This is a genomic window from Lysinibacillus sp. NPDC096382 (assembly GCF_044762845.1).
GTDB lineage: Bacteria > Bacillota > Bacilli > Bacillales_A > Planococcaceae > Lysinibacillus.
The window spans coordinates 24,766-50,056 of the sequence record NZ_JBIWFC010000012.1; the positions used below are offsets into that span (position 1 = coordinate 24,766).

Annotated in this window: 22 protein-coding genes; 21 read left to right on the forward strand and 1 reads right to left on the reverse strand. The window is 37.7% G+C overall.

All coding sequences use genetic code 11. The features are described from left to right. Positions 1-410: 410 nt before the first annotated feature. Positions 411-2,003 carry a CTP synthase gene (locus ACIQZA_RS16425; protein WP_142509203.1) on the forward strand — a complete coding sequence of 531 codons (1,593 nt, stop codon included), beginning with the start codon at positions 411-413 and terminating at the stop codon, positions 2,001-2,003. 184 nt (positions 2,004-2,187) lie between these two features. Here ACIQZA_RS16425 and ACIQZA_RS16430 read toward each other — a convergent pair whose 3' ends face one another. Further along, positions 2,188-2,718 carry a DUF2529 family protein gene (locus ACIQZA_RS16430; protein ID WP_402882934.1) on the reverse strand — a complete coding sequence of 177 codons (531 nt, stop codon included), beginning with the start codon at positions 2,716-2,718 and terminating at the stop codon, positions 2,188-2,190. Between the two features lie 155 nt (positions 2,719-2,873). Between ACIQZA_RS16430 and ACIQZA_RS16435 the strand changes: the two genes are divergently transcribed. The 20 genes from ACIQZA_RS16435 to ACIQZA_RS16530 all read left to right on the forward strand — a co-directional run bounded on the left by ACIQZA_RS16435 (position 2,874) and on the right by ACIQZA_RS16530 (position 25,278). Next, positions 2,874-3,230 carry a response regulator gene (locus tag ACIQZA_RS16435; RefSeq protein WP_132360320.1) on the forward strand — a complete coding sequence of 119 codons (357 nt, stop codon included), beginning with the start codon at positions 2,874-2,876 and terminating at the stop codon, positions 3,228-3,230. Positions 3,231-3,625: 395 nt separating this feature from the next. Then, positions 3,626-4,480, forward strand: a complete 855-nt coding sequence (locus tag ACIQZA_RS16440; RefSeq protein WP_132360322.1) for a class II fructose-bisphosphate aldolase — start codon at positions 3,626-3,628, stop codon at positions 4,478-4,480. Between the two features lie 463 nt (positions 4,481-4,943). Further along, on the forward strand, positions 4,944-5,594 hold the full coding sequence (fsa, locus tag ACIQZA_RS16445) for a fructose-6-phosphate aldolase (protein ID WP_142509200.1): 651 nt from the start codon (positions 4,944-4,946) through the stop codon (positions 5,592-5,594). A gap of 63 nt (positions 5,595-5,657) precedes the next feature. Then, positions 5,658-6,944: a UDP-N-acetylglucosamine 1-carboxyvinyltransferase gene (locus ACIQZA_RS16450; protein WP_142509199.1), complete on the forward strand. Its 1,287-nt coding sequence runs from the start codon at positions 5,658-5,660 to the stop codon at positions 6,942-6,944. A 95-nt stretch (positions 6,945-7,039) separates the two neighbouring features. Continuing rightward, a complete protein-coding gene (gene glpX / locus ACIQZA_RS16455; RefSeq protein WP_100546229.1) occupies positions 7,040-7,996 on the forward strand; it encodes a class II fructose-bisphosphatase in 957 nt (318 codons plus the stop codon). Between the two features lie 247 nt (positions 7,997-8,243). Then, positions 8,244-9,527 carry a transcription termination factor Rho gene (gene rho, locus ACIQZA_RS16460; RefSeq protein WP_142509198.1) on the forward strand — a complete coding sequence of 428 codons (1,284 nt, stop codon included), beginning with the start codon at positions 8,244-8,246 and terminating at the stop codon, positions 9,525-9,527. Between the two features lie 246 nt (positions 9,528-9,773). Next, on the forward strand, positions 9,774-11,681 hold the full coding sequence (locus ACIQZA_RS16465) for an AraC family transcriptional regulator (RefSeq protein WP_402882929.1): 1,908 nt from the start codon (positions 9,774-9,776) through the stop codon (positions 11,679-11,681). A 92-nt stretch (positions 11,682-11,773) separates the two neighbouring features. Continuing rightward, entirely contained in the window at positions 11,774-13,498 is a 1,725-nt protein-coding gene (locus ACIQZA_RS16470) for an ABC transporter ATP-binding protein (protein WP_402882927.1), read from the forward strand. Positions 13,499-13,537: 39 nt separating this feature from the next. Continuing rightward, the gene (locus ACIQZA_RS16475; protein WP_402882925.1) at positions 13,538-14,332 is read left to right on the forward strand and encodes an ABC transporter ATP-binding protein; all 795 of its coding nucleotides are present in this window, start codon (positions 13,538-13,540) and stop codon (positions 14,330-14,332) included. 44 nt (positions 14,333-14,376) lie between these two features. Next, positions 14,377-15,429: a FecCD family ABC transporter permease gene (locus ACIQZA_RS16480; protein ID WP_400935981.1), complete on the forward strand. Its 1,053-nt coding sequence runs from the start codon at positions 14,377-14,379 to the stop codon at positions 15,427-15,429. After that, positions 15,426-16,460 (forward strand): FecCD family ABC transporter permease, encoded by a 1,035-nt coding sequence (locus ACIQZA_RS16485; RefSeq protein WP_400935983.1) that lies wholly within the window; start codon positions 15,426-15,428, stop codon positions 16,458-16,460. Before ACIQZA_RS16480 ends, ACIQZA_RS16485 begins: the two co-directional genes overlap by 4 nt. A 60-nt stretch (positions 16,461-16,520) precedes the next feature. Then, positions 16,521-17,477, forward strand: coding sequence for an ABC transporter substrate-binding protein (locus ACIQZA_RS16490; RefSeq protein ID WP_400935985.1), 957 nt, complete (start codon positions 16,521-16,523; stop codon positions 17,475-17,477). A gap of 42 nt (positions 17,478-17,519) precedes the next feature. Beyond that, on the forward strand, positions 17,520-18,569 hold the full coding sequence (locus ACIQZA_RS16495; protein WP_400935987.1) for an NAD(P)/FAD-dependent oxidoreductase: 1,050 nt from the start codon (positions 17,520-17,522) through the stop codon (positions 18,567-18,569). Positions 18,570-19,325: 756 nt separating this feature from the next. Further along, positions 19,326-19,529 carry a 50S ribosomal protein L31 gene (gene rpmE, locus ACIQZA_RS16500; protein ID WP_010857976.1) on the forward strand — a complete coding sequence of 68 codons (204 nt, stop codon included), beginning with the start codon at positions 19,326-19,328 and terminating at the stop codon, positions 19,527-19,529. A 405-nt stretch (positions 19,530-19,934) separates the two neighbouring features. Beyond that, positions 19,935-20,507 carry a thymidine kinase gene (locus ACIQZA_RS16505; RefSeq protein WP_400935990.1) on the forward strand — a complete coding sequence of 191 codons (573 nt, stop codon included), beginning with the start codon at positions 19,935-19,937 and terminating at the stop codon, positions 20,505-20,507. A 184-nt stretch (positions 20,508-20,691) separates the two neighbouring features. Next, positions 20,692-21,768, forward strand: a complete 1,077-nt coding sequence (prfA, locus tag ACIQZA_RS16510; protein WP_142509196.1) for a peptide chain release factor 1 — start codon at positions 20,692-20,694, stop codon at positions 21,766-21,768. Further along, positions 21,755-22,615 carry a peptide chain release factor N(5)-glutamine methyltransferase gene (prmC, locus tag ACIQZA_RS16515; protein WP_402882920.1) on the forward strand — a complete coding sequence of 287 codons (861 nt, stop codon included), beginning with the start codon at positions 21,755-21,757 and terminating at the stop codon, positions 22,613-22,615. Before prfA ends, prmC begins: the two co-directional genes overlap by 14 nt. A 44-nt stretch (positions 22,616-22,659) precedes the next feature. Continuing rightward, positions 22,660-23,259: a stage II sporulation protein R gene (locus ACIQZA_RS16520; protein WP_402882917.1), complete on the forward strand. Its 600-nt coding sequence runs from the start codon at positions 22,660-22,662 to the stop codon at positions 23,257-23,259. 101 nt (positions 23,260-23,360) lie between these two features. Beyond that, entirely contained in the window at positions 23,361-24,395 is a 1,035-nt protein-coding gene (locus ACIQZA_RS16525) for an L-threonylcarbamoyladenylate synthase (protein ID WP_400936190.1), read from the forward strand. A 385-nt stretch (positions 24,396-24,780) separates the two neighbouring features. Then, complete coding sequence (locus tag ACIQZA_RS16530; RefSeq protein ID WP_323654267.1) at positions 24,781-25,278, forward strand: manganese efflux pump MntP; 498 nt, start codon at positions 24,781-24,783, stop codon at positions 25,276-25,278. The last annotated feature ends 13 nt before the right edge of the window (positions 25,279-25,291 follow it).

A 25,291-nucleotide genomic window follows, 5' to 3' on the forward strand; every position in this document is an offset into this window, starting at 1 on the left:
TCCTTAATTAAAGGAGAAAGACCGTGTATGTAATACGCTCCCCCTGCAAACCTATGCAGGAGGAGCGTTTTTTTATTTTTTTAACTATATTCAGTCAAGTTCTCCCATGTTTATAGCTACGGAATGAATATAAATGCTCTAAATTATTCATGATGTATAATAATCGGTGACTGCGTATATGTTAGGATGATTTTTTTAAAAGGAAAGTAGAAAAGAGATAGAAACGATTACAGCTTCGAATCGACTACAATTTTGTAGGCATTCTCGGCTTTTCTTATTTTAGGGATAAGAAATATCAATTTCTTAGGCCGTAGAGACATTTGCACCAATGCTCAAGATTACTTAGCTTAGGACGTGAATGCACTTTTCTTACTAGTAATTTCTAGAACAACATAAGGAGGAATTTTTTCATGACGAAGTATATTTTTGTAACAGGTGGGGTTGTGTCTTCACTTGGAAAAGGGATTGTAGCAGCATCTCTAGGTCGTTTATTAAAAAATCGTGGATTAGAAGTAACGATTCAAAAATTTGACCCATATATCAATATTGATCCAGGTACAATGAGTCCTTATCAGCATGGTGAGGTTTTCGTAACAGATGATGGCGCAGAAGCTGACTTAGACTTAGGTCACTACGAACGTTTCATAGATATTAACCTAGGAAAACATTCTACAGTAACATCAGGGCGTGTTTATCAGTCTGTATTACAAAAAGAACGCCGCGGTGATTACAACGGTGGAACAGTACAAGTAATTCCTCACATTACAAATGAAATCAAAGATCGTATTCAACGAGCTGGTCGCGAAACAAATGCGGACGTAGTTATTACAGAAGTAGGCGGAACAGTTGGGGATATTGAGTCATTACCATTCCTTGAAGCAATTCGCCAAATGAAAACGAATTTAGGTCATAACAATGTTATGTATGTTCACTGTACGCTTATTCCTTATATTAAAGCTGCGGGTGAGCTAAAAACAAAACCAACTCAGCATTCTGTAAAAGAATTACGTTCTTTAGGTATTCAACCAAATATTATCGTTGTACGCACAGAGCAAGAAGTGCCACAGGATATGAAAGAAAAATTAGCTTTATTCTGTGATGTTCAGCCACACGAAATTATCGAATCTCGTGATGCAGAACATTTATATGAAGTACCACTAAACCTTCATGCACAAGATATCGATGATATCGTGCTTGACCATTTTGGCATTGAAGCTCCAGAGGCGGATATGGAAGAATGGCGCGAGCTTGTAGCAAAAGTGAAGAGCTTACCAAATAAACGAAAAGTAGCATTAGTAGGAAAATATGTAGAGCTACAAGATGCTTACATTTCTGTTGTAGAGGCATTAAAGCATGCAGGCTATGCATTTAATTCTGATATTGAGATTGACTGGATCAATGCAGAACACGTGAATGCTGACAATGTTGTTTCACTATTAAAAGGTGCTGACGCAATTTTAGTTCCAGGCGGCTTCGGTGATCGTGGAGTTGAAGGTAAAATTTTAGCGACACAATATGCTCGTGAAAATAATGTACCATTCTTAGGTATTTGCCTAGGTATGCAACTTGCAACAGTGGAATTTGCTCGTAACGTACTTGGTTTACAAGGAGCGCATTCTACAGAGCTTGATCCAGAAACAGAATATCCTATTATCGATTTCCTACCAGATCAAAACGACAGTGTAGACATCGGTGGTACATTACGTTTAGGTTTATATCCATGTAAGTTAAAAGAAGGCTCAAAGGCAATCCAAGCCTATGGTCAAGAACTTGTTTATGAACGTCACCGCCATCGTTATGAATTTAACAATGAATATCGTGAGGCGATGGAAGCTGAAGGTCTTGTCTTCTCAGGTACAAGTCCTAACGGTAAATTAGTGGAAATTATCGAGTTACCAGAAAATAATTTCTTCGTAGCATGTCAATTCCACCCAGAGTTGGTATCACGACCAAACCGTCCACAGCCATTGTTCCGTGATTTTATCGGAGCAACATTTAAATAATGAAAAAAGAGTTGTCTCAAGTGCTGAGACAACTCTTTTTTTGATAGAAAGAACTTGTTTCTCGATAAAAGTCCAAAATGTTTCGATAAAATGAGATTTTGTTTCCATAAAAGCTCAAATAGTTTCGATAAAGAGCGATTTTGTTTCGATAATTCTTCAAAGTATTTCTGTAATGTTAGATTCTTTACAACTCTTCGTCATCAAGGCCAAGCATTTCATCATACGCAATTTTTACTGCTTCATAAACAAAAAGGGCAGCAATAGCATGTGGCACGACTATGCGCTTGCCTAAATTGTTCGGTAATAAACCACCGCGCATGCGTGTTGAAATATACGTATACGCTAAATCTGCTAGTGGATTTTCAGAGTTATCAACTTCGCTAGCAACTGCTGCAAATGGAATAAACTGATTATTTAATTGCTGTGCTAAGGCTAATGCATCCTCATCGTGTGCACTACGTGTAAAAATGCATACACGATCAGCCTCGGTGATCACTGTATCTTTTGTCCAAGGGACTAACTTGGTAAAACGTTCAACAGCTTGGTATGCATTTAATTCGACTACTTGCATTTCGCCAAAACATGCGAAATAGACATTGCCTTCACCAATACCCGCTTGTGCAAGTAATCGCGCTGTTTCTTCAATAGCTTCCTCTTCAGTTTGTGTTATTCTTTGTAATAATCCACTTAATTGTGTTGTTAGAATTTTTGACATGATCCCACCTCAATCAATATTATAGGTATGATAAGAGCATAAAGCAAAAGCAGATAATTTATAATACTAGAAGGTATTAAGAGGTTAAAGGAGAATAATACATAATATAGGAAGTTTTGTGTAAGAATAATAACTCAAAAAGGGCGGAATGAAATGTGAAACGATTACTAATTGTCGATGATCAACCAGGAATTCGTTTGCTTTTAAATGAAGTGTTGAAAAAAGAAGGTTATGTTACATATTTAGCTGCAAATGGTATGGAAGCGCTGAAATATGCTGAGGAGGAAATGGATTGTGTCCTATTAGACATGAAAATTCCAGGGATGGATGGCATAGAAATTTTAAAGCGCTTAAAAGAGAAGTGGCCACAACTTCCAGTATTCATGATGACTGCATATGGTGAATTGGACGTTGTACAGGAGGCATTAGATTTAGGAGCAATCCGATATTTTACTAAGCCTTTTGATATTTTTGAAGTGCGAGATGAAGTTAATAAAACATTAAAAGTATAGAAAAACAGGCAGTGGTCAACACCGCCTGTTTTTCATGATTGTTATAAGATTTTTAGTAATTTTTTACCGTTTTATAATCACTAGCTGCCAAAATATATAACTCATCACCATAACATGAAGTTGATTTCCGTTCCGACTGAGTGCGTCTGATGAGCTGTTGACGCTGTCGCTACGTTGCACTCCGCTTTCGCGTAGAAAATAACAGCCCCTGCTTTTCAGGGGCTGAAACCTTCGTTCCGTTACACTACACTACGGTTGTGCACTGCCCCTGCGTTCCACTCCGCTTACGTGCAGAAAACAAAGTAACCTGAAATGCTTTTCAGGTTACTTTGTTTTTGCTATGATTAAATAGCATATCTATGTAAAAGAATAGTCCTAAGAGGAGGATTTTTAGTATGGCATTAGTATCTATGAAAGAGATGTTAATTAAAGCAAAAGCAGAAGGTTATGCGGTTGGTCAGTTCAACATCAACAACCTTGAGTGGACTCAAGCAATTTTACAAGCAGCAGAAGAAGAAAAATCTCCAGTTATTCTAGGCGTTTCTGAAGGCGCAGGTAAATATATGGGCGGATTCATCTCCGTTGTACACATGGTAAAAGGTTTGATGGAATCTTATGGCACTACAGTACCTGTAGCTATTCATCTTGACCATGGTTCAAGCTTTGAAAAATGTAAAGAAGCAATTGATGCAGGATTTACTTCGGTTATGATTGATGCTTCTCATCATCCATTTGAGGAAAATGTTGCGACTACTTCAAAAGTAGTTGAGTATGCTCATGCGAAAGGTGTTTCTGTTGAAGCTGAGCTTGGCACAGTAGGTGGCGACGAGGATGGCGTTATTGGTGGTATTATGTACGCTGATCCAGAGGAATGCCGTAAAATGGTTGAGCTAACAGATATCGATTGCTTAGCACCAGCACTTGGCTCTGTACATGGTCCTTACAAAGGAGAACCAAATTTAGGTTTTAAAGAAATGGAAGAAATCTCTAAATTAGCAGATTTACCATTAGTATTACATGGTGGTACAGGAATTCCAACAAAAGATATCCAACGCTCGATTTCATTAGGTACAGCAAAAATTAACGTCAATACTGAAAATCAAATTGCTGCTACTAAAGTAATCCGTGAAGTTCTTGATAATGATAAAGTTGTTTATGATCCTCGTAAATTCCTTGCTCCAGCACGTGAAGCGATTAAATCAACAGTTATCGGGAAAATTCGTGAATTTGGTAGTGCACAAAAAGCATAATTTTTGTATCTAAAATGCTACAAAAGCACAGATGAATACACAAATAAGAGAAGTGTTGATGCTGTTATCGACCTTCTCTTGTTTTTGAAATGATAAATTTTTGGCGAAAATAATATCAAATATGCCTCGGCATAAATTCCGTGAATTCGCCGGAGGCTTTAGGCCAACAAATATTTATTGCGCGAAAGCGTAGTGCTAACGCTACGCTTTCGCACAGATAAATTGCCACAGGACGTGGCGTTCTAAGGCTGAGTTCCTTTATTTCAGCGGGTGTTTACTCGTTGAAAGAAGTAAATATAAGGTTCATCACCAAAAGTTGGGGATGGCATTTGTGTGAAAACGAATGTAATGTATAGTAGTTGATTTTCAATCCAACTGAACGGCCATAGGAAAGCGCCCAGGTGGAACGGAAATCAACTCTACGTTATGGCAATAAGCCAAACAATGATCAGGAGGGAATATAATGAAATTTTTCATTGATACAGCAAACTTTGAAGAGATTAAAGAAGCACACGCATGGGGTATTTTATCAGGTGTTACGACAAACCCATCGTTAGTTGCTAAAGAAGAGAACGTTTCTTTCCATGATCGACTTCGTGAAATCACAGAGCTTGTAGATGGCTCAGTGAGTGGGGAAGTAATTGCTCTAGATGCGGAAGGTATGATTAAAGAAGGCTTAGAATTGGCAGCAATTGCTCCGAATATTACAGTTAAATTGCCAATGACTCCAGCTGGATTAGAGGCATGTCGTTTCTTTGCAGACAAAGGTATTAAAACGAACGTAACATTAATCTTCAGTGCCAACCAAGCATTAATGGCTGCTCGTGCGGGTGCTACATATGTATCACCATTTATCGGTCGTCTAGATGATATAGGTCAAAACGGTGTAGAACTAATTGAAACGATTGCAGATATTTTCACAATTCATAATATCGATACGCAAATTATCGCTGCATCTATTCGTCATCCGCAGCATGTAACAGCGGCAGCACTTGCTGGTGCACATATTGCAACTACTCCTTTTAAAGTATTAAAGCAACTTTTCCATCATCCATTAACGGAAAAAGGAATTGAAGGATTTTTAACGGATTGGAATAAGAGAAAAGGCAAATAATAAGATTATATAGTGAGCCAATTGCAGAAAAAATTACTTTCCAATCATGAGGGAGAACGCGAAATGGATGTTTATAAAATTACAGGCGAAAATCGTCTAAAGGGTACAATAAAAGTTAGTGGTGCAAAAAATAGTGCAGTCGCCTTAATTCCAGCATCAATTTTGGCGAACTCTCCAGTGACAATTGGAGGGATACCAGAAATTTCTGATGCATGGACGTTAAAGGCATTATTAGAGGAAATCGGTGGAGAGGTTTCATTTGAGGATGGCATAATGACCATTGATCCGACGGAAATGATTGCTTTGCCATTACCAAACGGCAACGTGAAAAAGCTTCGTGCCTCCTATTACTTAATGGGAGCAATGCTTGGCCGCTTTAAAAAAGCTGTGATTGGTTTACCAGGAGGCTGTTTCTTAGGGCCACGTCCTATTGACCAACATATAAAAGGCTTTGAGGCATTAGGTGCGAAAATCACTAATGAGCATGGAGCAATTTATTTACGTGCTGATGAATTAATTGGCGCAAAAATATATTTAGACGTTGCCAGTGTTGGCGCAACAATTAATATTATGTTAGCTGCAGTCCTTGCAAAGGGACGTACGGTTATTGAAAATGCAGCAAAAGAACCGGAAATTATTGATGTAGCTACTCTTCTCACTAACATGGGAGCTAATATTAAAGGTGCAGGTACAAGTGTTATCCGTATTGAAGGCGTAGAGGAACTTCATGGTACGGAGCATACGATTATTCCAGATCGTATTGAAGCTGCTACATTTATGATTATGGCTGCCGCTTTAGGTGAGGGCATTACAATTGATAATGTTATCCCATTGCATTTAGAGGCTATTATTGCAAAGCTTCGTGAAATGGGTGTAAAAATTGAAATCGGTGAAGAAAGTATTTTTGTGCCAAAAACGGATCTCTCTACATTGCACGCCGTTGATGTGAAAACTTTAGTGTATCCTGGATTCCCAACTGATATTCAGCAACCACTTTCTGTTTTAATGTCTCAAGCATTTGGTTCCTCAAAGATAACAGATACAATCTATACAGCTCGATTTAAGCATATTGATGAACTTCGTCGTATGAATTCCAATGCACGCGTTGAAGGAAACACAGCTATTATTACAGGTCCTAGCAAATTACATGGTTCAACTGTAACAGCTACAGATCTTCGTGCTGGTGCCGCATTAGTATTAGCAGGCCTTTTAGCTGAAGGCGAAACGGAAATTCATGATATCTATCATATTGAACGTGGTTATAGCTCACTTATTGAGAAATTACGTGATTTAGGCGCTGATATTCGACGTGAAACAATAATGGCCCGTGTAGCAGAGGCAAAGGAATAATGAGAGCTAAAAGTTTTGAACTAACTATGTTACAATAGGGGTAATTTGAATGTTTCGGTGAAGAAATATGCCGATAACGGGAGGCAAATAAAACAATGGAACGTAGTTTATCGATGGAAGTAGTACGAGTAACAGAGGCAGCAGCAATCGCATCCGGGAAATGGATGGGTCGTGGTTTGAAAATTGAGGCAGATGATGCAGCGACGACAGCGATGCGCGTGATGTTCGATACAATTCCAATGCATGCTACAGTAGTGATTGGTGAAGGCGAAATGGATGAAGCACCAATGCTTTATATTGGTGAAGAGCTTGGCCTACGTAATGGAGGTCCTCAAGTAGATATCGCCGTTGACCCATTAGAAGGTACAAATATTGTAGCGAAGGGTACAAATGGTGCAATGACAGTTCTTGCTATTGCAGATAAAGGTAATCTGTTAAACGCACCTGATATGTACATGGAGAAAATTGCAGTAGGACCGGAAGCAGCAGGTAAGGTAGATATTAACGCTTCTGTTACGTATAATTTATTACAGGTAGCAAAAGCTAAAAATAAAGATATTTCAGATGTAGTAGCTACACTTTTAGATCGACCACGTCACCAAGCAATTGTTGATGAAATCCGAGAAGCTGGGGCACGTATTAAATTTATTCAAGACGGCGACGTTGGAGCAGCTATTAATACTGCTTTTGATGAAACTGGCATTGATATTATGTTTGGTACAGGTGGTGCACCAGAGGGTGTAATTTCAGCTGTTGCATTAAAATGTCTAGGTGGAGACTTCCAAGCGAAGCTAGTCCCAGAAGATGAAGAACAGTTAGAACGTTGCAAAAAAATGGGTGTAGATGTAGATAAAGTTCTTTATTTAGATGACCTAGTTAAAGGTGACGATGCTATTTTTGCAGCGACTGCTGTAACAGATTGTGAGCTTTTAAAAGGTGTGCAGTATAAAGGAGCTTATGCATTAACACATTCAGTTGTTATGCGAGCGAAATCTGGAACTGTGCGTTTTGTAGAAGGTCGACACGCTCTTGATAAAAAACCTAGCTATTAATAAAAATTTCTTCTAAAATATACCTAGTGCATCTTTTTGCGCTAGGTACCTTCTTCTAAATTTTCAACCATCCCATAGTTTTATAAGGCTATATTATGCTTCATTGTTTTGCATAGTTAATTCAAATACCTATCGCTCTGCTTCAAGCTGATAGGTACGAATAGACTACAGAGCCTATCGTAAAAAAAACTTCTTTGTTAACCCCAAAAACAGCAATTATATTTTGAAAAAGACTGGAGTTGTGCATATGTCTACATTGACAATCGCTCAATTAGAAAACATGACGTTAAAAGAGCTTTACGCCCTTGCACGCCAATACAAAATTTCATATTATAGCAAGCTAACGAAAAAAGAATTAATATTTGCTATTTTGAAAACACGTTCAGAGCAAGAGGGTTATTTCTTTATGGAAGGTGTACTAGAAATTGTTTCGCAAGAGGGCTTTGGCTTCCTTCGACCAATTAACTATTCACCAAGTAAAGAGGATATTTATATTTCTGCGTCTCAGATTCGTCGCTTTGACTTACGAAATGGGGACAAGGTATCTGGTAAAGTACGTCCACCTAAAGAAAACGAACGCTATTATGGACTACTACAGGTGGATGCTGTTAACGGCGAAGACCCAGAAGTAGCAAAGGAACGTGTGCATTTTCCAGCATTAACGCCTTTATATCCTGATCGTCAAATTAAGCTTGAAACAACACAACGTAATTTATCGACTCGTATTATGGATTTAGTGGCACCTGTAGGCTTTGGGCAACGTGGATTGATTGTTGCACCACCAAAGGCAGGGAAAACTTCATTATTAAAAGAAATCGCGAATGCTATTACAACAAATTATCCGGATGCAGAGTTAATTGTCTTACTTATTGACGAACGCCCTGAGGAAGTAACTGATATCGAACGTTCTGTGAATGCAGATGTAGTGAGCTCGACTTTCGATGAGGTTCCAGAAAATCATGTGAAAGTTGCAGAAATTGTATTAGAACGTGCACGCCGCTTAGTTGAGCATAAGCGTGATGTTATTATTTTAATGGACTCTATTACACGTTTAGCACGAGCGTATAACTTAGTTATTCCTCCGAGCGGTCGTACGCTTTCAGGCGGTATTGATCCTGCTGCATTCCATAGACCAAAACGATTCTTCGGTTCTGCACGTAATATTGAAGAAGGCGGTAGCTTAACAATTTTAGCGACAGCTTTAGTGGATACTGGATCTCGTATGGATGAGGTCATTTATGAGGAATTTAAAGGAACAGGTAATTTAGAGCTTCATCTTGATCGCCAATTAGCAGAGCGTCGTATTTTCCCTGCGCTTGATATCCGCCGTTCAGGTACACGTAAGGAAGAGCTTCTGCTTGAGCCTGAGCAACTTGAAAAGCTATGGGCAATTCGTAAAACATTCTCGGACGCATCTGATTTCGCGGAGCGCTTCATGAAAAAATTACGTACGACAAATTCAAATGAAGAATTCTTTGAAAAGTTAAATGAAGATATGAAAAAAGCTACTAAAGGTAAAGGCTTACTATAAAACATGAATCACCGTTGACTAGCAATAGTCGATGGTGATTTTTTTGATTAAAAAGGGCATAGCGTTACATATAAACTGAGATTGTTCAGCTAAAACAAGATAATGTTCAGATAAATGCTGAAATTGTTCAGATAAATATAGGCTCGCTTGACTAGTCGTATATTTTTCATCTCACAAAATGATATTGATAATCATTATCATTATCAATATAATGGTAGCATAAATCTTATTTTTAAGGAGACAGAGATGAATTATGATGCGTATATGCTTCTATGGCAAAATGCATTTATCCAATTGAAGCAAATTGATTATGTCAGTAATACCGCTGTACGAATGGCAAAGGTTTTAAAAAATAGCACATTTCTTGTTATGACAGCAGGAGATGCAAAAATTATCATTGATGAGCAACCTTATCATGTTCAGCATTTTAGTATTTTCCACATTGGAAAGTCCCAATCTCTCCATATTACAGCACCAAATAGCATTAGCTACTTCCTCATTTCCTATAAAGGGGATGTGCTATACAAAGACGCATTTATGCAACACTTACAGATGCAATATCAGCCATTCCAAACAAATTTCTCTTGTGTACCAGCAAACCCAATAGCCATACATACAATTCTGCAAGATATGTACAGCAAATGGCAGTCAGGTTCTATTCAAGAGCATTTATCGGTGAAAGTATCGTTTTATGAATTCATCTATCGCATTTTTCAAGAATTAGCAGAGGGACAGGGGAAACCACATGACATTGATAAGGTAGAAGTAGCACGTCTGTATATAGAGCAACACATTCATGAACCTTTATCCATCCAAGCTCTTGCCGATTTACTGAACATTAGTACACGTCATTTATTACGCATTTTTAAAGCTCGCTATGAAGTTGGTCCACAAATTTACTTACAGGAGCTAAGAATAGAAAAGGCCAAGCATTATTTAATAGCCAATCATTATGGCATAAAAGAAATTGCTATTTCACTTGGATTTGAAGATGAAAACTATTTTAGTCGAGCTTTTAAGAAAGCAACAAATATGGCGCCAAGTAATTTTAGGCTGAAATATACATCTAGCATGTCCGAAATTGCTATTACAAATGAGAATCATTTTCAATACAATAAGAATCAGCTCGCGCAAGCAAAACAATTTGAAAATGAGGAAAATAACATAATGATGAAAAAAATAAGTAGGCATGTAAAGATACCATTTTTGCTAAGTTTGTTCGTTTTACTTGCAGCATGTGGAGAAGATACAAAACAATCTGTTGAACATAATGAGAATGAGCCTAATTCAGAAGAAGTAAAAACTAGAACTGTGACAGATGATAGTGGACGACAAGTAGAGATTCCAGTAAAAGCAGAACGGGTAGTGACAGACTGGTATCTTGGACAAATTTTAGCGTTGGATGTTGTCCCAGTAGGAGCAGTGACAGCTAATTTAGACTATGCAGCATTTTTAAAATCGTATTATAAGGAAGGGGAAATTGCCGACATTGGTACAGATGGGAGTGCGTCATTAGAAAAAATCTTAGAATTAAAGCCAGATTTAATCATTACATGGAATAAAGAAGATGTAGAAAAATATGAAAAGATTGCACCAACTATTGTATTTTCGGAAACAGAGCATAAATCGGCTACCAAGGAAATTAAAGCGATGGGAGAATATTTAGGTCGTCAGGACGAAGCTAGCGCATTTGTTCAAGATTTTGAGAAACGTATAGCGCAAGCACAGGAAAAAATATATAACGTTATCCCAGAAGGAGCAACTTTTACTATTTATGACGTATTCGAAAAAAATGCAACGGTTGTAGGGAATTCAAGTGTGTCAGGTGGTAGAGCACTTTATCAAATCCTTAATATGAAGCCTCAGGAAAAGGTACAGGAGCTTTTTGATACAAAAGAATCTACAGGTGGGCGTTATGAAATTTCCTATGAAGTGGTAGGAGACTATGTTGGGGATTATGTTTTTGTTATAAATTTCTTTAATAAAGAGGAGAAATTCCCTCCCACTTGGACAAATTTAGATGTTGTAAAAAATAATAAAACAATCAAATTAGAACCAGAATATTATTTCGCATCTGATCCACTCTCTGGATTACGCCAAGCTGAAGATATGGCTGACAAAATAGTAGAGTTTACAAAAGCTCAACAACAATAATAAAGATTACAAAAACGTGAGCTACCTGTGTATGATCAGGTAGCTTATTTACTAGAGAACTATGAATGATATTAATAATAGGAGGTCTCTCAATGTTATTACAGCGTTTCTTTTCATATTACAAGCCCTATAAAGGATTATTTATTTTAGATTTTTCCTGTGCCATATTAGTAGCCCTTATTGAACTAGCTTTTCCACTCGTCTTAAATAAGGTCATTGATGATATTCTCCCTGACGGTGAAATGAAATGGATAATTATGGCTAGCATATTGCTCCTAATGCTTTACATATTCAATTCAATTTTAGATTTTATCGTTTCCTATTGGGGACATATGCTTGGCATTAATATCGAAACAGACATGCGAAAGGAAGCTTTCAGTCACATCCAAAAATTATCATTTCGATATTTTGATAATAATAAAACAGGTCATCTTGTCTCACGATTAACGAACGATTTAATGGATATTGGAGAGCTTGCACACCATGGTCCCGAGGATATGTTCATTGCTGTGATGACAATTGTGGGTACATTCGGTGTTATGTTCTACATTGATCCAACCTTTACAATACTTATTTTTCTACTTGTACCGATTATCTTAATTTTAACGATTATTTTTGGAAAGTTAATGTCTAAAGCATTCCGTCAAATGTTTGGAGATATCGCAGATTTTAATGCACGTGTTGAAAACAATGTAAGTGGCATTCGTGTCGTACAAGCATTTACGAATGAAGAACATGAGATAAAACGTTTTAAAGTAAACAATGAAAGATTTCGAATGACAAAACTCTTTTCCTATAAAGTAATGGCTTGGAATGAAGCAATTTCAGGCATTCTCACAAGGGTTTTATCATTATTTACACTATTTGTTGGGGCATATTTCGTTTTAAAGGGTCATTTAACAAATGGTGAATTTATCGCATTTATTTTATTATCAAGTATTCTTTTAAAACCAATTAATAAAATTAATATGTTTATTGAAAGCTATCCGAAAGGGATGGCAGGGTTTAGACGGTACATTGAATTTTTAGAAACAGCGCCTGAAATTGCAGATCGTTCAGAGGCAAAAGATATCGATGAAATTGATGGGGAAATTATTTTTAATAAAGTATCGTTCGGTTACTCTGAAAATAATCGGGCCTTACATCATATTAATTTAAAGGTACGTCCTGGTGAAACAGTTGCGCTAGTAGGTCCATCTGGTGCAGGGAAATCTACTATCTGCAGTTTACTACCACGTTTTTATGAAGTAAATGAAGGATCAATTAGTATTGATAGTGTTGATATACGAGATTTTAAGCTACAGTCGTTACGTTCACATATAGGAATTGTTCAACAGGATGTCTTTTTATTTGATGGCACAATTCGAGAAAACATCGCTTATGGGGATTTAAACGCAAATGAGCAAGATATTTGGGATGCTGCACAGCGAGCGCAACTTACAGATGTCATTAAAGCTCTTCCTGATGGCATGGATACATTAATTGGTGAACGTGGCGTGAAATTATCGGGTGGACAGAAGCAAAGATTATCGATTGCACGTATCTTCTTGAAAAACCCCAAAATATTAATTTTGGATGAAGCTACATCTGCATTAGATACAGAAACCGAACAGGCAATTCAACAAGCATTAAACGAGCTTGCGGTGGGGCGTACAACATTAGTAATTGCACATCGTTTAGCAACGATAAAAGACGCCGATCGAATTGTCGTTGTATCGAAGAAAGGCGTTATTGAAGAAGGTACTCATGAGCAATTAATGGAAAGAAAGAATGCTTACTATGGCTTGTATACAGCGCAATTCGGTTTACAAATTTAAGCAGTAATTTATCAATTCAAAAAGGGAAGGAAGTTTTATATGTCAGTTCTTGAGATAGATCGTGTGGCTATTGGTTACTCCTCGACGCTCATTGTACATGATTTAAGTGTGGAAATTCCAAAAGGACAAATATCAACGATTATTGGTCCAAACGGCTGTGGCAAATCTACCTTATTAAAGGCTGTTGCGCGTGTACTACGGACCCAAGACGGAGCAGTTTACTTAGATGGAAAAGCAATTCATCAATTAAAGACAAAAGAAGTGGCGAAAAGAATGGCAATTTTGCCTCAAACAGCAACAGCCCCGGGAGGTTTAACAGTTTTTGAACTAGTATCCTACGGCCGTTTTCCCCATCAAGCAGGGTTTGGTACATTGCAGAAGGAAGATTATGAGTATATTCATTGGGCTATTGATGTTACTGGCCTTAGAGAGTTTAGTGACCGTCCTTTAGAGGCACTATCAGGTGGGCAACGTCAACGAGTATGGATTGCCATGGCATTAGCTCAAGGAACAGATATTCTAGTACTTGATGAACCTACAACTTATTTAGATTTAGCACATCAGCTTGATATTTTATTGTTGTTACAAAAGTTAAATATAGAGGAAAGACGAACTATTGTGATGGTATTACACGATTTGAACCATGCTTCTCGTTTTTCTCACTTTATGATTGCTATGAGAGATGGACAATTAATTGTGAATGGTCAGCCAAATGAAGTGATGACAAAGGAAAACTTACAAAAGGTGTTCAATATTGATGCAGAAATGGCAATCTGCCCATATAGTAAAAATCCAATCTGCTTATCTTACCAACTGTACGACATGAAAGAATAGCATTAAATAGGAAATTGAAATCGTAAGGATTAAGGAGGAAGTATATGACTACGTCGACAGGAGTAGGAGGGCTTAGAGATTTAGAGGAATTACAGCAGCGATCTCATCCAGTCCGTGGTGTAGTAGCTTTAATTGTTGGAGTGATAGGGTTAATATTTGCAATCGGTTTGTCTATTTCATTTGGTGCAGCAGATATATCATTGAGTACTGTATGGATAGCTATTACTCATTTTTCACCGGATTTAACAACACATCAAATTATACATGATATTCGATTACCACGAGTGTTAGGCGCTGGATTAGTAGGTGGATGCTTTGCGGTCGCAGGTGCGATTATGCAAGGCATGACACGCAATCCATTGGCTGACTCTGGATTATTAGGGCTAAATTCTGGGGCCGCGTTTATGTTAGCAATCTGCTTTGCTTTTTTCCCTAATTTATCGTACATGTATATAGTTTTATGGTCATTTGTTGGAGCGGGCTTAGGTGTTGCGATTGTTTATGGCGTAGGTTCGCTGTCAAAAGGTGGTCTAACGCCAATGCGATTAGTGTTGGCAGGTGCTGCTGTAAGTGCTCTATTAGGTGCTCTAGGGGAAGGCGTTGCCCTTTATTATCGTATTGGACAAGACTTAGCCTTCTGGTATGCAGGAGGTGTATCAGGTACAAAATGGTATCATCTTCAAATATTATCGCCATGGATACTGGCGGCAATGATTGGAGCACTAATTTTATCACGCTCCATAACATTACTTAGTTTAGGTGAAGAAATTGCCGTAGGACTTGGGCAACGTACTAACGTAGTAAAAATATGGGGAATGGTGATTGTTTTAGTATTGGCAGGAGCGGCAGTATCAGTCGTAGGGGCAGTCGGGTTTGTTGGGTTAATAATTCCGCATTTTATGAGATACATAGTTGGACACGATTATCGTTGGATTATTTCATGTTCACTAATATATGGAGCATTACTTGTTGTGCTGGCCGATCTTGTTGCACGGATGGTCAATCCACCTTACGAAACACCAATTGGGGCGCTTATTGCCTTTATTGGAGTTCCATTCTTCCTATATATAGCCCGTAAAGGAGGAAAAGAACTATGAGTAATAGTTTTTTAACGGTAACTCAACAAAAAGCTAAAAAGAAAAACTTCTTAATTCTGGGTACGCTAGTTTTACTAATAGTCATCACATTTGTCATTAGTATGAATACAGGGGTTATAAAGCTAACACCAATGGAGGTTATTCGAACACTTTTTGGTCAGGGCGATGCCCAACAGCAACTTATTTTATTTGAATTTAGGCTACCTCGTATTGTTATCGCTGTTTTAGTGGGGATGGGCTTAGCAGTTTCAGGGGCTGTTTTACAAGGCATTTCTAAAAATGCTCTAGCTGACCCAGGCATTTTGGGTATAAATGCAGGAGCTGGACTTGCCGTTATGCTTTATATTTCATTTTTTCCTTCGACTAAAGTAGCACCTGTATTCTTACTGCCAGTGTTAGCATTTGTAGGATCAGGGATAACAGCTGTTTTAATTTATATACTTTCTTATCGACGTCATGAAGGGATTACCCCAATGCGCTTAATATTAACAGGGATTGCAATAGCAGCGGGTATTAGCTCAGCGATGATTGTGCTGACGCTACGTTTATCACCTGAAAATTACCAATTCGTTGCAACGTGGCTTGCGGGGAGTATTTGGGGATCAAATTGGAGATTCGTATTATCTTTATTGCCATGGTTACTAATTTTACTACCATTTGTGTATTCAAAATCCCGCGTATTGAATGTTTTAAATTTAGGAGAAATAACAGCAGTCGGTTTGGGAGCTTCTATTGAAAGGGAGCGTCGTTGGCTTCTTGCAGCATCTGTAGGATTAGCTGGAGCAAGTGTGTCAGTAAGTGGGGGGATTGGATTTGTAGGGTTAATTGCTCCACATTTGGCACGTCAGCTCGTTGGGGCTAAACATCAACTTTTATTGCCAGCCGCCGCACTTTTAGGGGGCTTATTAGTTTTAATGGCTGATACAATTGGTCGCTTAATCTTAGAGCCATCAGAAATTCCAGCTGGGATTGTTGTAGCAGTTTTAGGGGCACCATATTTCTTATATTTATTAGCACGATTAAAGGAATAAAAGGGAGTACTGCAATCTTTTTTTATTGAGAATGAAAATTATTATCAAATAAGGAGTAGAATGATGAAAAAACGAACTATATTTTTAATTATTTTAGTACTTATGCTTGTGGGATGTAGTAATAATGACGAGACACCAGAAGATAAAAAAGTGAACAGTGATACTAAAGCAGCGACAGAAGCAACGACGAAAAAGATATCCACTATTAATGGAGAAATTGAAATTCCTACAAAAGTTGAGCGACTTGTAGTGGATGCATATTTGCCAACTTCATTACTATTAGGAGTAAAGCCAGTAGGTGCGACACAACGTGATTTAGAAAATGTCCACATTCAAGACCAAATTAATGATATAGAAAATACAGGGGAAAGTGCAATTGAATCAATTTTAGCTTTGAAGCCAGATTTAATTATTACAGCTGAAGCGGATGCAGAATCGTATGAAAAGTTATCCAAAATAGCACCGACTGTTGTTTTGCCCTATGAAACCTACCGTAGTGTGGAAGAAGAAGTAAAGGGGCTAGCTGAAATTTTAGGAAAACAAGCTGAAGGAGAAGCTTGGCTAAAAATGTTTGCAGAGAAAGTATCAGAAAATCGTGAAAAGTTAGCAGAAGTTTTAGATCAAAATGAAACGTTTTCTATCTTTGGGGCATATGGCAAAGATTTTTATTTATACGGTGATGGTATTTATCGTGGTGGGCAAGCAATTTATAAGCAATTACAACTAAAAGCACCCCAAAATATTCAAAAGGAGTTAATTGAAACAGGGGAAACGTTCAAGCAAGTCTCTTATGAAGTATTACCTGAATATGCGGGAGATTATATTTTCATAGATGAATCAAATGGTGCCGAGTTAAACAAAGAAGATTCTCTGTGGAAGTCAATGGATGCAGTGAAAAATAATAATGTATTTTATTTAGATGCTAAAAGATTTTGGCCGTTTGACCCGATTGCTGTACTTGCACAAGTAGAAGAAGTGACAAATTGGCTGTTAGAAAAGAAAAAGAGTGAAAAATAAATGGTTTTGTTCGTACTAAAGATGAAATGAGGAATGACGAATATGACGATAGAAATGTATGATGTAACGATTGTTGGTGGGGGACCCGCAGGTCTTTATACATCTTTTTATAGTGGGATGCGCGATTTAAAGACGAAAATTATAGAATATAGCTCTCAGCTTGGTGGTCGAATGTTAATTTATCCAGAAAAGATGATTTGGGATGTTGGGGCTGTAACACCAATATTAGGTAGACAGCTAATTGAGCAACTAGTTGAACAGGCAAAAACATTTGATCCAACGATAGTATTAAATCAAAAAGTTGAAAAGTTAGAAAAGCAGAGTGATGGTACATTTATTTTAACGTCCTCAACAGGTGAAAAACACTATTCGAAAACGGTCATTTTAGCAGTTGGATACGGTGTACTTTCGATGCAAAAGCTCGAGCTGGAAGGAGTAGATCGCTATGAGGTGACAAATTTATATTACACAGTACAGGAGTTAGAAATTTTCCGTAATAAGCATGTTTTAATTTCTGGTGGTGGTAATTCCGCTGTAGATTGGGCAAATGAGCTAGAGCCAATTGCTGCTAGTGTAACAATTGTTCACCGACGTGATGAATTTGGTGGTCATGAAAAAAATGTTATAAAAATGCGCGAATCCTCTATATCTATAAAAACGCCTTATGAAGTGGTGCAATTGCATGGTGATGGTGATTTAATACAGTCAGTGTCAATCGCAAATAAAGAAACGGACGAAATAGAACAATTAGAAGTGGATGTAGTCATCGTTAATCACGGCTTAAAATGTGATTATGGCGCACTTGAAGAATGGGGCTTAAATATTCAAGAAGGAGTAGCTATTGTCAATGAAAAGCGTGAAACAAATATAGAAGGTGTTTATGGTGCAGGAGATTTTGTAGATCATCCTTCAAAGGTAAGATTAATAGCAGGTGCATTTACGGATGGTATTCTAGCATTGAATAGCGCAAAGCTTTATTTAGAGCCGGATGCACCAAAAGTGGCGTACGTGTCTTCCCATAATATTCGATTCAAAGAACGAAATAAAAAAATAGGATTAGTGGATAATGACTATCGTGAAGTGCGTGGTTAACTATTAATTTTTTTGAAGGGAAGTTTAATAAAAATCTAAAGCCTACTCTAAACATGAGTCACCATCGACTAGCAATAGTTGATGGTGATTTTTTTACCACACCGTGTGGGTGATGCGCTTTTCTAGGGGTGATAGAGGAGTCTAAAAACGGAAGTTATTCCGATAAATCTTCAAAGTATTCATCTAAAAATGGATTTATCACAATAACGTGGAGCAAAATCGTGAGGAAGTATTGTTTTGCACATACAGTGGTAAAGTTGCAATCGAGCCATAAAGAAGATTCCACTAATTATGAACATAAAAAAATATATATCTTTTCGTCTTAAAATGGACAACATATCTTGCTAAACTTATAACGGTAAAACTATTTTCTGAAAGTCTAAGTTTCACAAAATGTGAGATCATTTCCGTAAATATGATGATATATATTGGACCGCATTTGCTATTGGTATTATCCCTATGTTTGTCATGATTAAGTTGTTAAATAATAAATCTAAAAATATTGATAGATTTTACGGTTTTATTTTCGGTTGTTTTTTCATTTATGATGGACTCTTTAATAGGAGAAGTGTTTAGATATTTGTTATAAATAACTAATTGTTAATACACACAATACTATTGTCAAATGTATATTTCATATGGTAATATTGCAAAGTATGCAACGTGTACATATGTAGCCGACATATTCGGGCTATGTAAGGTACAGTTCGATAATACTCTGTTCCAGATGGTTCAGGGCGAGAGGAGAAAACGAATATGAAACAAGGAATTCATCCAGATTACAAAGAAGCAACAGTAACTTGCTCTTGTGGTAATACTTTCAAAACTGGTTCAGTAAAAGAAAACATCGTTGTCGAGTTCTGCAACGACTGTCACCCATTCTATACTGGCCGTCAAAAATTCGCGTCTGCTGATGGTCGCGTGGATCGTTTCAACAAAAAATACGGTCTTAAAAACTAATGTTAGTTTAATACCTGCCAAGCATGTGCTTGGCAGGTATTTTTTTCAGTATAATCAATTATGCCTCGGTATAATTGCGTCCGGAATCGGCTTTGTGCTTAGGCCTGCAAATGTTTTTTGCGCGAAAGCGTAGCGTCTGCGGCACGATGCAGGTCAGTTAGCCGTTATCGCATGGATGCGATGATTTTAGGCGAACATCCTCTAAGAACTCCTTTCCGATTCCGTGACATCCGCCGGAGGCTTAACTTCTTTCAGTGGGTGTTTGGATACAGCTGAAAAGTAGCTTAAATCCGCATTCATCTCACCAGCTATAGAGGTGGGAGACTGCTGTAGCTGAAAGAAGTTAAATGCCTAATGCGAGTCTTTTCAGTATCTAGATCGACATGAAGAAAGGGAGAAGACAAAATGGCACAGCTATATTTTAAACATGGTGCAATGAATAGTGGTAAATCCATAGAAATTTTAAAAGTTGCACATAACTATGAAGAACAACAAAAACCTGTAATGATGTTTACATCAGGCTTAGATACGCGAGATGAAGTAGGTTTTATCTCAAGTCGAGTAGGCTTACGTCAACAAGCCATTCCTGTTAATGATGATACAAATATTTTTGAACTAGTAAAAAATAATACTGTAAAACCATATTGTGTACTTGTTGATGAAGTACAATTCCTAAAAAAAGAACATGTTTTACAGTTGGCAAATATCGTGGATGAGTTAGATATTCCAGTCATGGGCTTCGGTCTAAAAAATGATTTCCAAAATGAGCTATTTGAAGGCAGTCAGTACATGCTTACATATGCAGATAAAATTGAGGAAATGAAAACGATTTGCTGGTTCTGTCATAAAAAAGCGACAATGAATTTGCGTGTTGATGAAAGTGGAAAGCCTGTTTATACAGGTGATCAAATTCAAATTGGAGGAAATGATTCCTACTATCCGGTTTGTCGAAAATGTCACGTGCATCCGCCGCTATAATGCAAACTGATTCAGTTGATAGAACTAATAAAAAGTAGCATACATGCGGAAATTTCCTTATACTAAGTAGTGGAAATGAAAAATGTTCAAAAATATTCTTACGCGCTTAGCGTAATTCAAATTTAAAGTTTCTCTGCAAATACAAAAGAGCAAACTTCATAAAAACTTAATAGAGGTGAAATCCATGTTCGATCGATTACAAGCAGTGGAGGATCGTTATGAAAGGCTAACAGAACTTTTAAGTGATCCCGATATTGTGAATGATAGTAAAAAATTACGTGAATATTCCAAAGAACAATCAGATATCCAGGAAACTGTTGATGCTTATCGTGAATATAAAAGTGTAAAAGAGCAATTAGTTGAAACACGTGAAATGCTAGATAGTGAAAAAGATCCTGATATGCACGAGATGGTGAAAGAAGAATTCAACCTACTAAAAGAACAGCAAGAAGAGTTAGAAGAACGTTTACGCATCTTATTGATTCCAAAAGATCCTAATGATAATAAAAACGTTATTATGGAGATTCGCGGAGCAGCTGGTGGAGACGAGGCGAATATTTTCGCTGGAGATTTGTTCCGTATGTACTCTCGTTACGCAGAGACACAAGGCTGGAAAATTGACATAATGGAAGCGACGCCAAACGCAATGGGCGGCTATAAAGAAGTTATTTTTATGATTAACGGTCAAGGTGCATATTCAAAATTTAAATTTGAAAATGGTGCGCACCGTGTACAACGTGTACCTGCGACAGAATCTCAAGGGCGTATTCATACATCGACAGCGACAGTAGCTTGCTTACCAGAGGTCGAAGAAGTGGATGTTGAAATCCATGAAAAAGATATCCGAGTTGATACATTTGCATCTTCTGGTGCCGGTGGTCAATCGGTAAATACTACGATGTCAGCTGTTCGTATGACTCACTTACCGACAGGTGTTGTTGTTTCGATGCAGGATGAACGATCACAAATTAAAAACCGTGAAAAGGCAATGAAAATTCTGCGTGCTCGTGTTGCTGATATGTATTTGCAAGAAGCACAAAAGGAAATCGATGCCACACGTAAATCAGCTGTAGGTTCAGGCGATCGCTCTGAGCGTATTCGCACATACAATTATCCACAAAACCGTGTAACAGACCACCGTATTGGTTTAACGATTCAAAAACTAGATCAAATCGTCGAAGGTAGACTAGGCGAAATTATTGATGCGCTCATTTTAGAGGAGCAAGCATCAAAGTTAGAGCGATTAAATGATGACCTATAATAGTGTAATGGAGGCCCTTCAATGGGCTTCTTCTTTTTTAGTGGATAATGATCGTGAGGAAACGGCAGCACGTATTGTCATGCAGCATATACTTGGCACTAGCTATTCAGAAGTAATGTTACACCTTCAAGATGAATTAACGGCTGAACAAAAAGAAAAATTTAAAGAACTCATCAAAGAGCATGCGAGTGGAAGACCTGTACAGTATTGCCTCGGTAGTGAAGAATTTTATGGCCGTTCATTTATTGTCGATGAGTCAGTACTTATTCCTAGACCTGAGACCGAGGAATTAGTGCTTGGAACAATTAATCATATGAACAAAATGTTTAATGATCAAGCAGTGAAGCTTGCAGACATCGGAACTGGTAGTGGTGCAATTGCTATTTCTATGAAGCTAGAATGTCCAGAGCTAACAGTCGTTGCCACTGATTTATCCGAAGCTGCTTTAACTACAGCACAAAGAAATGCTCAAAGATTAGCGGCGGATATTGATTTTCGACTAGGGGATTTAGCGAAGCCTCTGGCAGGTGAGAAATTTGATATCGTGTTATCGAATCCACCGTATATTGCTTTTGATGAGGCGAAAGAGATGTCGAGTACCGTGCTAGAGCATGAACCGCATAGTGCTCTTTTTGCAGAAGAAGACGGACTTATTTTATATAGAAAGTTGGCTGAGCAGCTTCCGCCCCTTATGAATAAACCTGCGCTCATTGGTCTTGAAATCGGTTATACACAAGGGGAGCAGGTGGCTCAATTCTTTAAAAATAGTTTTCCGCAGGCGACAATTTCGATAGAAAAAGATATAAATGGTAAGCCTCGAATGATTTTTTGTGAAATTTATGTATAAAGTATCTACTTCTTGCCAACAATGTTGAGCAAGGAGGGATTTTTATGCTAAACGAATACAAGATTATTAGATTACCTAAACGAAATATCATTCTAGCTTTTGCAAGATTAGTATTTATTGCGATTGCTTTACAATTATGTGTTTTATATATTCCAACATTAGTAGGTTTCGCAAAAGCGTCTATCTATCATGAGCAAGAACATGATTTTCGTATACGCGTTATTGCCAATAGCAATACGAATCAGGATCAGCTTGAAAAAGAGGAGCTTGTCAAAAATTTAAAGCCCTATTTTACGCAAGTAGTAGCTAGTGCTGGAGCTAAAACTGTGGATAACGAGCAAATACTTTTATTAAAACAAGAAATTGAAGCAGAAATAAAAGAAAATTATCCACAGATGGATACACAAGTTGTACTTGGGGATAACTTATTTCCACCAAAGAGAAAGGACGCTGTACTTTATCCACAAAATTTGTATCATTCGATTGTTGTGAAAATCGGTGATGCACGTGGTGATAACTGGTGGTGTAGCGTATTCCCATCAATTTGTGAGCCTGCGAAAGAAGAAGCGAAAGAAGAAGTAAAAGAAGAGAAGGAACACGTTACATTTTTTATATGGGAATGGATTAAAGGTTTTTTTGAATGAATTGTTCACAAATTCAGACAACTTATGCACAATTTTTAATAAGTTATAAACATTATGTGGATAATTCAGTAAAAACGAATAATTGAAGGAAGGTTTTAATGATGGAAACCGTTTGCAAGATTGTGGACAGTAATGTGAATAGTCAGACAAATTATACACAAGCTGTGGATATCTTAAATGCAGGTGAGGTCGTGGCATTTCCAACAGAAACGGTTTATGGCCTAGGAGCTGTTGCAACAAATGACACGGCAGTAAAAAAGATATTTGAAGCAAAAGGTCGTCCTTCTGACAATCCGCTAATTGTCCACATTGGCACGAAAGAGGAAGTTGAACTTTATATTGAGCATATTTCTGAAGTAGCCAAAAAATGCATGGATCTATTTTGGCCGGGTCCACTGACACTTGTAATGCCCGTTAAGCCAAATGTGCTGGCGGACAGTGTGACAGCTGGTCTATCGACTGTAGGCATTCGTATGCCGGATCATCCGGTTGCACTTGCCTTACTTCAACAATTAAAAAAGCCACTTGCTGCGCCGAGTGCTAATCGTAGTGGAAAGCCAAGTCCTACAGAAGCAATACATGTTCAGGATGATTTGGGAGGGTACATACCTTATATTTTAGATGGAGGCTCTACTGGGATTGGACTCGAATCCACAGTGTTAGATGTTACACACGAACCTCCAGTAATTTTGCGTCCAGGCGGAATTACAAAGGAAATGTTAGAGGCTAAGATTGGTCAAGTACTGCAACCTTCAAAAATAGAGCAAAAATTAGAGGCTACTCCAAAAGCCCCTGGTATGAAATATACACACTATGCACCTAACGCCCCTGTGCTATTAATTGACTGTGATTTAGAGAAAGTCCATGGGGCTGTATATCAATTACAAAAACAAGGGCATAAGGTAGCGCTACTTGCACCAGCTAGCTTTGCTGACAGCAAGGCTGATTTTTATTTCTCAGTAGGAGAGGCCGGTAGTAAAGAAGAAATGGGTGCGACATTGTATCATGCGCTAAGAGCTTGCGATAAAACAACAGCTACAATTATCCTGGCGACTACTACATCGACTGAAGGGGTAGGCGCTGCAATTATGAATCGTCTTGAGAAAGCAGCCGGAGGAAAATGGTATACTCGTTAATAAAATACCTATAAAAATAGTATGCTAGAAGTAACTTCTGGCATGCTATTTTTGTATTCAAGATAACGTGAAACTTTAACATCATCCCACTGATTATTAGTCTTCACCAATCGGGCTTTTACGGGCAGTAAATCTCTCTGTATGTACTGATGCTTCGCTTTTTAGTACAGATCAATTACTGCCCGTTAATGCGGGATAAAAAGCTGCTTAGACTTTTATACTTGATCTATAGCTGTTGAAAACGTAGCAAGTTTTTACTATAAATGAAGGTATTGTTCATTGTTGGAGTGACTTTTAACACTTAGTCGTAAGGAAAATGTATTATGATAATACTGTATTTTCGAGCATAAAATGATAAAATATTAGAGAGCGAAGGAGTGCTTTCTTGCAGGGGATTCTTGCAGGTATATTAACGTCTGTAGATGTGATTGGTTTATATGTATTAATACCAAATGTTAGATATCGATTTTTTTTATCAGTTTGGACAGCTGCTTTGCATATGCTGTTCCCGTTATTAGGTTTCGAATTAGGACACTTTTTAGTGCATTTCTTCTTAGAGTGGGGACAATGGATTTCAAGTATTTTATTATTTTGCATGGGCTTACATTTACTATTATTTACGCGAAAAGATGAAAAGGTTACTATTTCACCAATACTTTTAGCTGTGACTGCAAGCCTAGATACCTTTTCAGTAAGTATTTCTTTTGGTATGCTACACTTAGAGAAATCAGTATTTATTATAAGTGCAGGTGTAAGTGCGCTTATTTGCTCTTATGGGTCATTAGTCATTGCACGAAGAAGTCAGGTCTTACTTGGCGATAAATTCCAAATCATTACAGGGATTTTTTTTATCATTATGAGTGTACTAGCCATCCGGCAATAGAGAAAACAATGGA

What these genes read in the sequence shown, in the direction of transcription:
- ACIQZA_RS16425 (WP_142509203.1), top strand. Translation starts at nt 411, where the DNA reads ATGACGAAGTATATTTTTGTAACAGGTGGGGTTGTGTCTTCACTTGGA.
- ACIQZA_RS16430 (WP_402882934.1), bottom strand. Translation starts at nt 2,718, where the DNA reads ATGTCAAAAATTCTAACAACACAATTAAGTGGATTATTACAAAGAATA.
- ACIQZA_RS16440 (WP_132360322.1), top strand. Translation starts at nt 3,626, where the DNA reads ATGGCATTAGTATCTATGAAAGAGATGTTAATTAAAGCAAAAGCAGAA.
- fsa (WP_142509200.1), top strand. Translation starts at nt 4,944, where the DNA reads ATGAAATTTTTCATTGATACAGCAAACTTTGAAGAGATTAAAGAAGCA.
- ACIQZA_RS16450 (WP_142509199.1), top strand. Translation starts at nt 5,658, where the DNA reads ATGGATGTTTATAAAATTACAGGCGAAAATCGTCTAAAGGGTACAATA.
- glpX (WP_100546229.1), top strand. Translation starts at nt 7,040, where the DNA reads ATGGAACGTAGTTTATCGATGGAAGTAGTACGAGTAACAGAGGCAGCA.
- rho (WP_142509198.1), top strand. Translation starts at nt 8,244, where the DNA reads ATGTCTACATTGACAATCGCTCAATTAGAAAACATGACGTTAAAAGAG.
- ACIQZA_RS16465 (WP_402882929.1), top strand. Translation starts at nt 9,774, where the DNA reads ATGAATTATGATGCGTATATGCTTCTATGGCAAAATGCATTTATCCAA.
- ACIQZA_RS16470 (WP_402882927.1), top strand. Translation starts at nt 11,774, where the DNA reads ATGTTATTACAGCGTTTCTTTTCATATTACAAGCCCTATAAAGGATTA.
- ACIQZA_RS16475 (WP_402882925.1), top strand. Translation starts at nt 13,538, where the DNA reads ATGTCAGTTCTTGAGATAGATCGTGTGGCTATTGGTTACTCCTCGACG.
- ACIQZA_RS16480 (WP_400935981.1), top strand. Translation starts at nt 14,377, where the DNA reads ATGACTACGTCGACAGGAGTAGGAGGGCTTAGAGATTTAGAGGAATTA.
- ACIQZA_RS16485 (WP_400935983.1), top strand. Translation starts at nt 15,426, where the DNA reads ATGAGTAATAGTTTTTTAACGGTAACTCAACAAAAAGCTAAAAAGAAA.
- ACIQZA_RS16490 (WP_400935985.1), top strand. Translation starts at nt 16,521, where the DNA reads ATGATGAAAAAACGAACTATATTTTTAATTATTTTAGTACTTATGCTT.
- ACIQZA_RS16495 (WP_400935987.1), top strand. Translation starts at nt 17,520, where the DNA reads ATGACGATAGAAATGTATGATGTAACGATTGTTGGTGGGGGACCCGCA.
- rpmE (WP_010857976.1), top strand. Translation starts at nt 19,326, where the DNA reads ATGAAACAAGGAATTCATCCAGATTACAAAGAAGCAACAGTAACTTGC.
- ACIQZA_RS16505 (WP_400935990.1), top strand. Translation starts at nt 19,935, where the DNA reads ATGGCACAGCTATATTTTAAACATGGTGCAATGAATAGTGGTAAATCC.
- prfA (WP_142509196.1), top strand. Translation starts at nt 20,692, where the DNA reads ATGTTCGATCGATTACAAGCAGTGGAGGATCGTTATGAAAGGCTAACA.
- prmC (WP_402882920.1), top strand. Translation starts at nt 21,755, where the DNA reads ATGATGACCTATAATAGTGTAATGGAGGCCCTTCAATGGGCTTCTTCT.
- ACIQZA_RS16520 (WP_402882917.1), top strand. Translation starts at nt 22,660, where the DNA reads ATGCTAAACGAATACAAGATTATTAGATTACCTAAACGAAATATCATT.
- ACIQZA_RS16525 (WP_400936190.1), top strand. Translation starts at nt 23,361, where the DNA reads ATGGAAACCGTTTGCAAGATTGTGGACAGTAATGTGAATAGTCAGACA.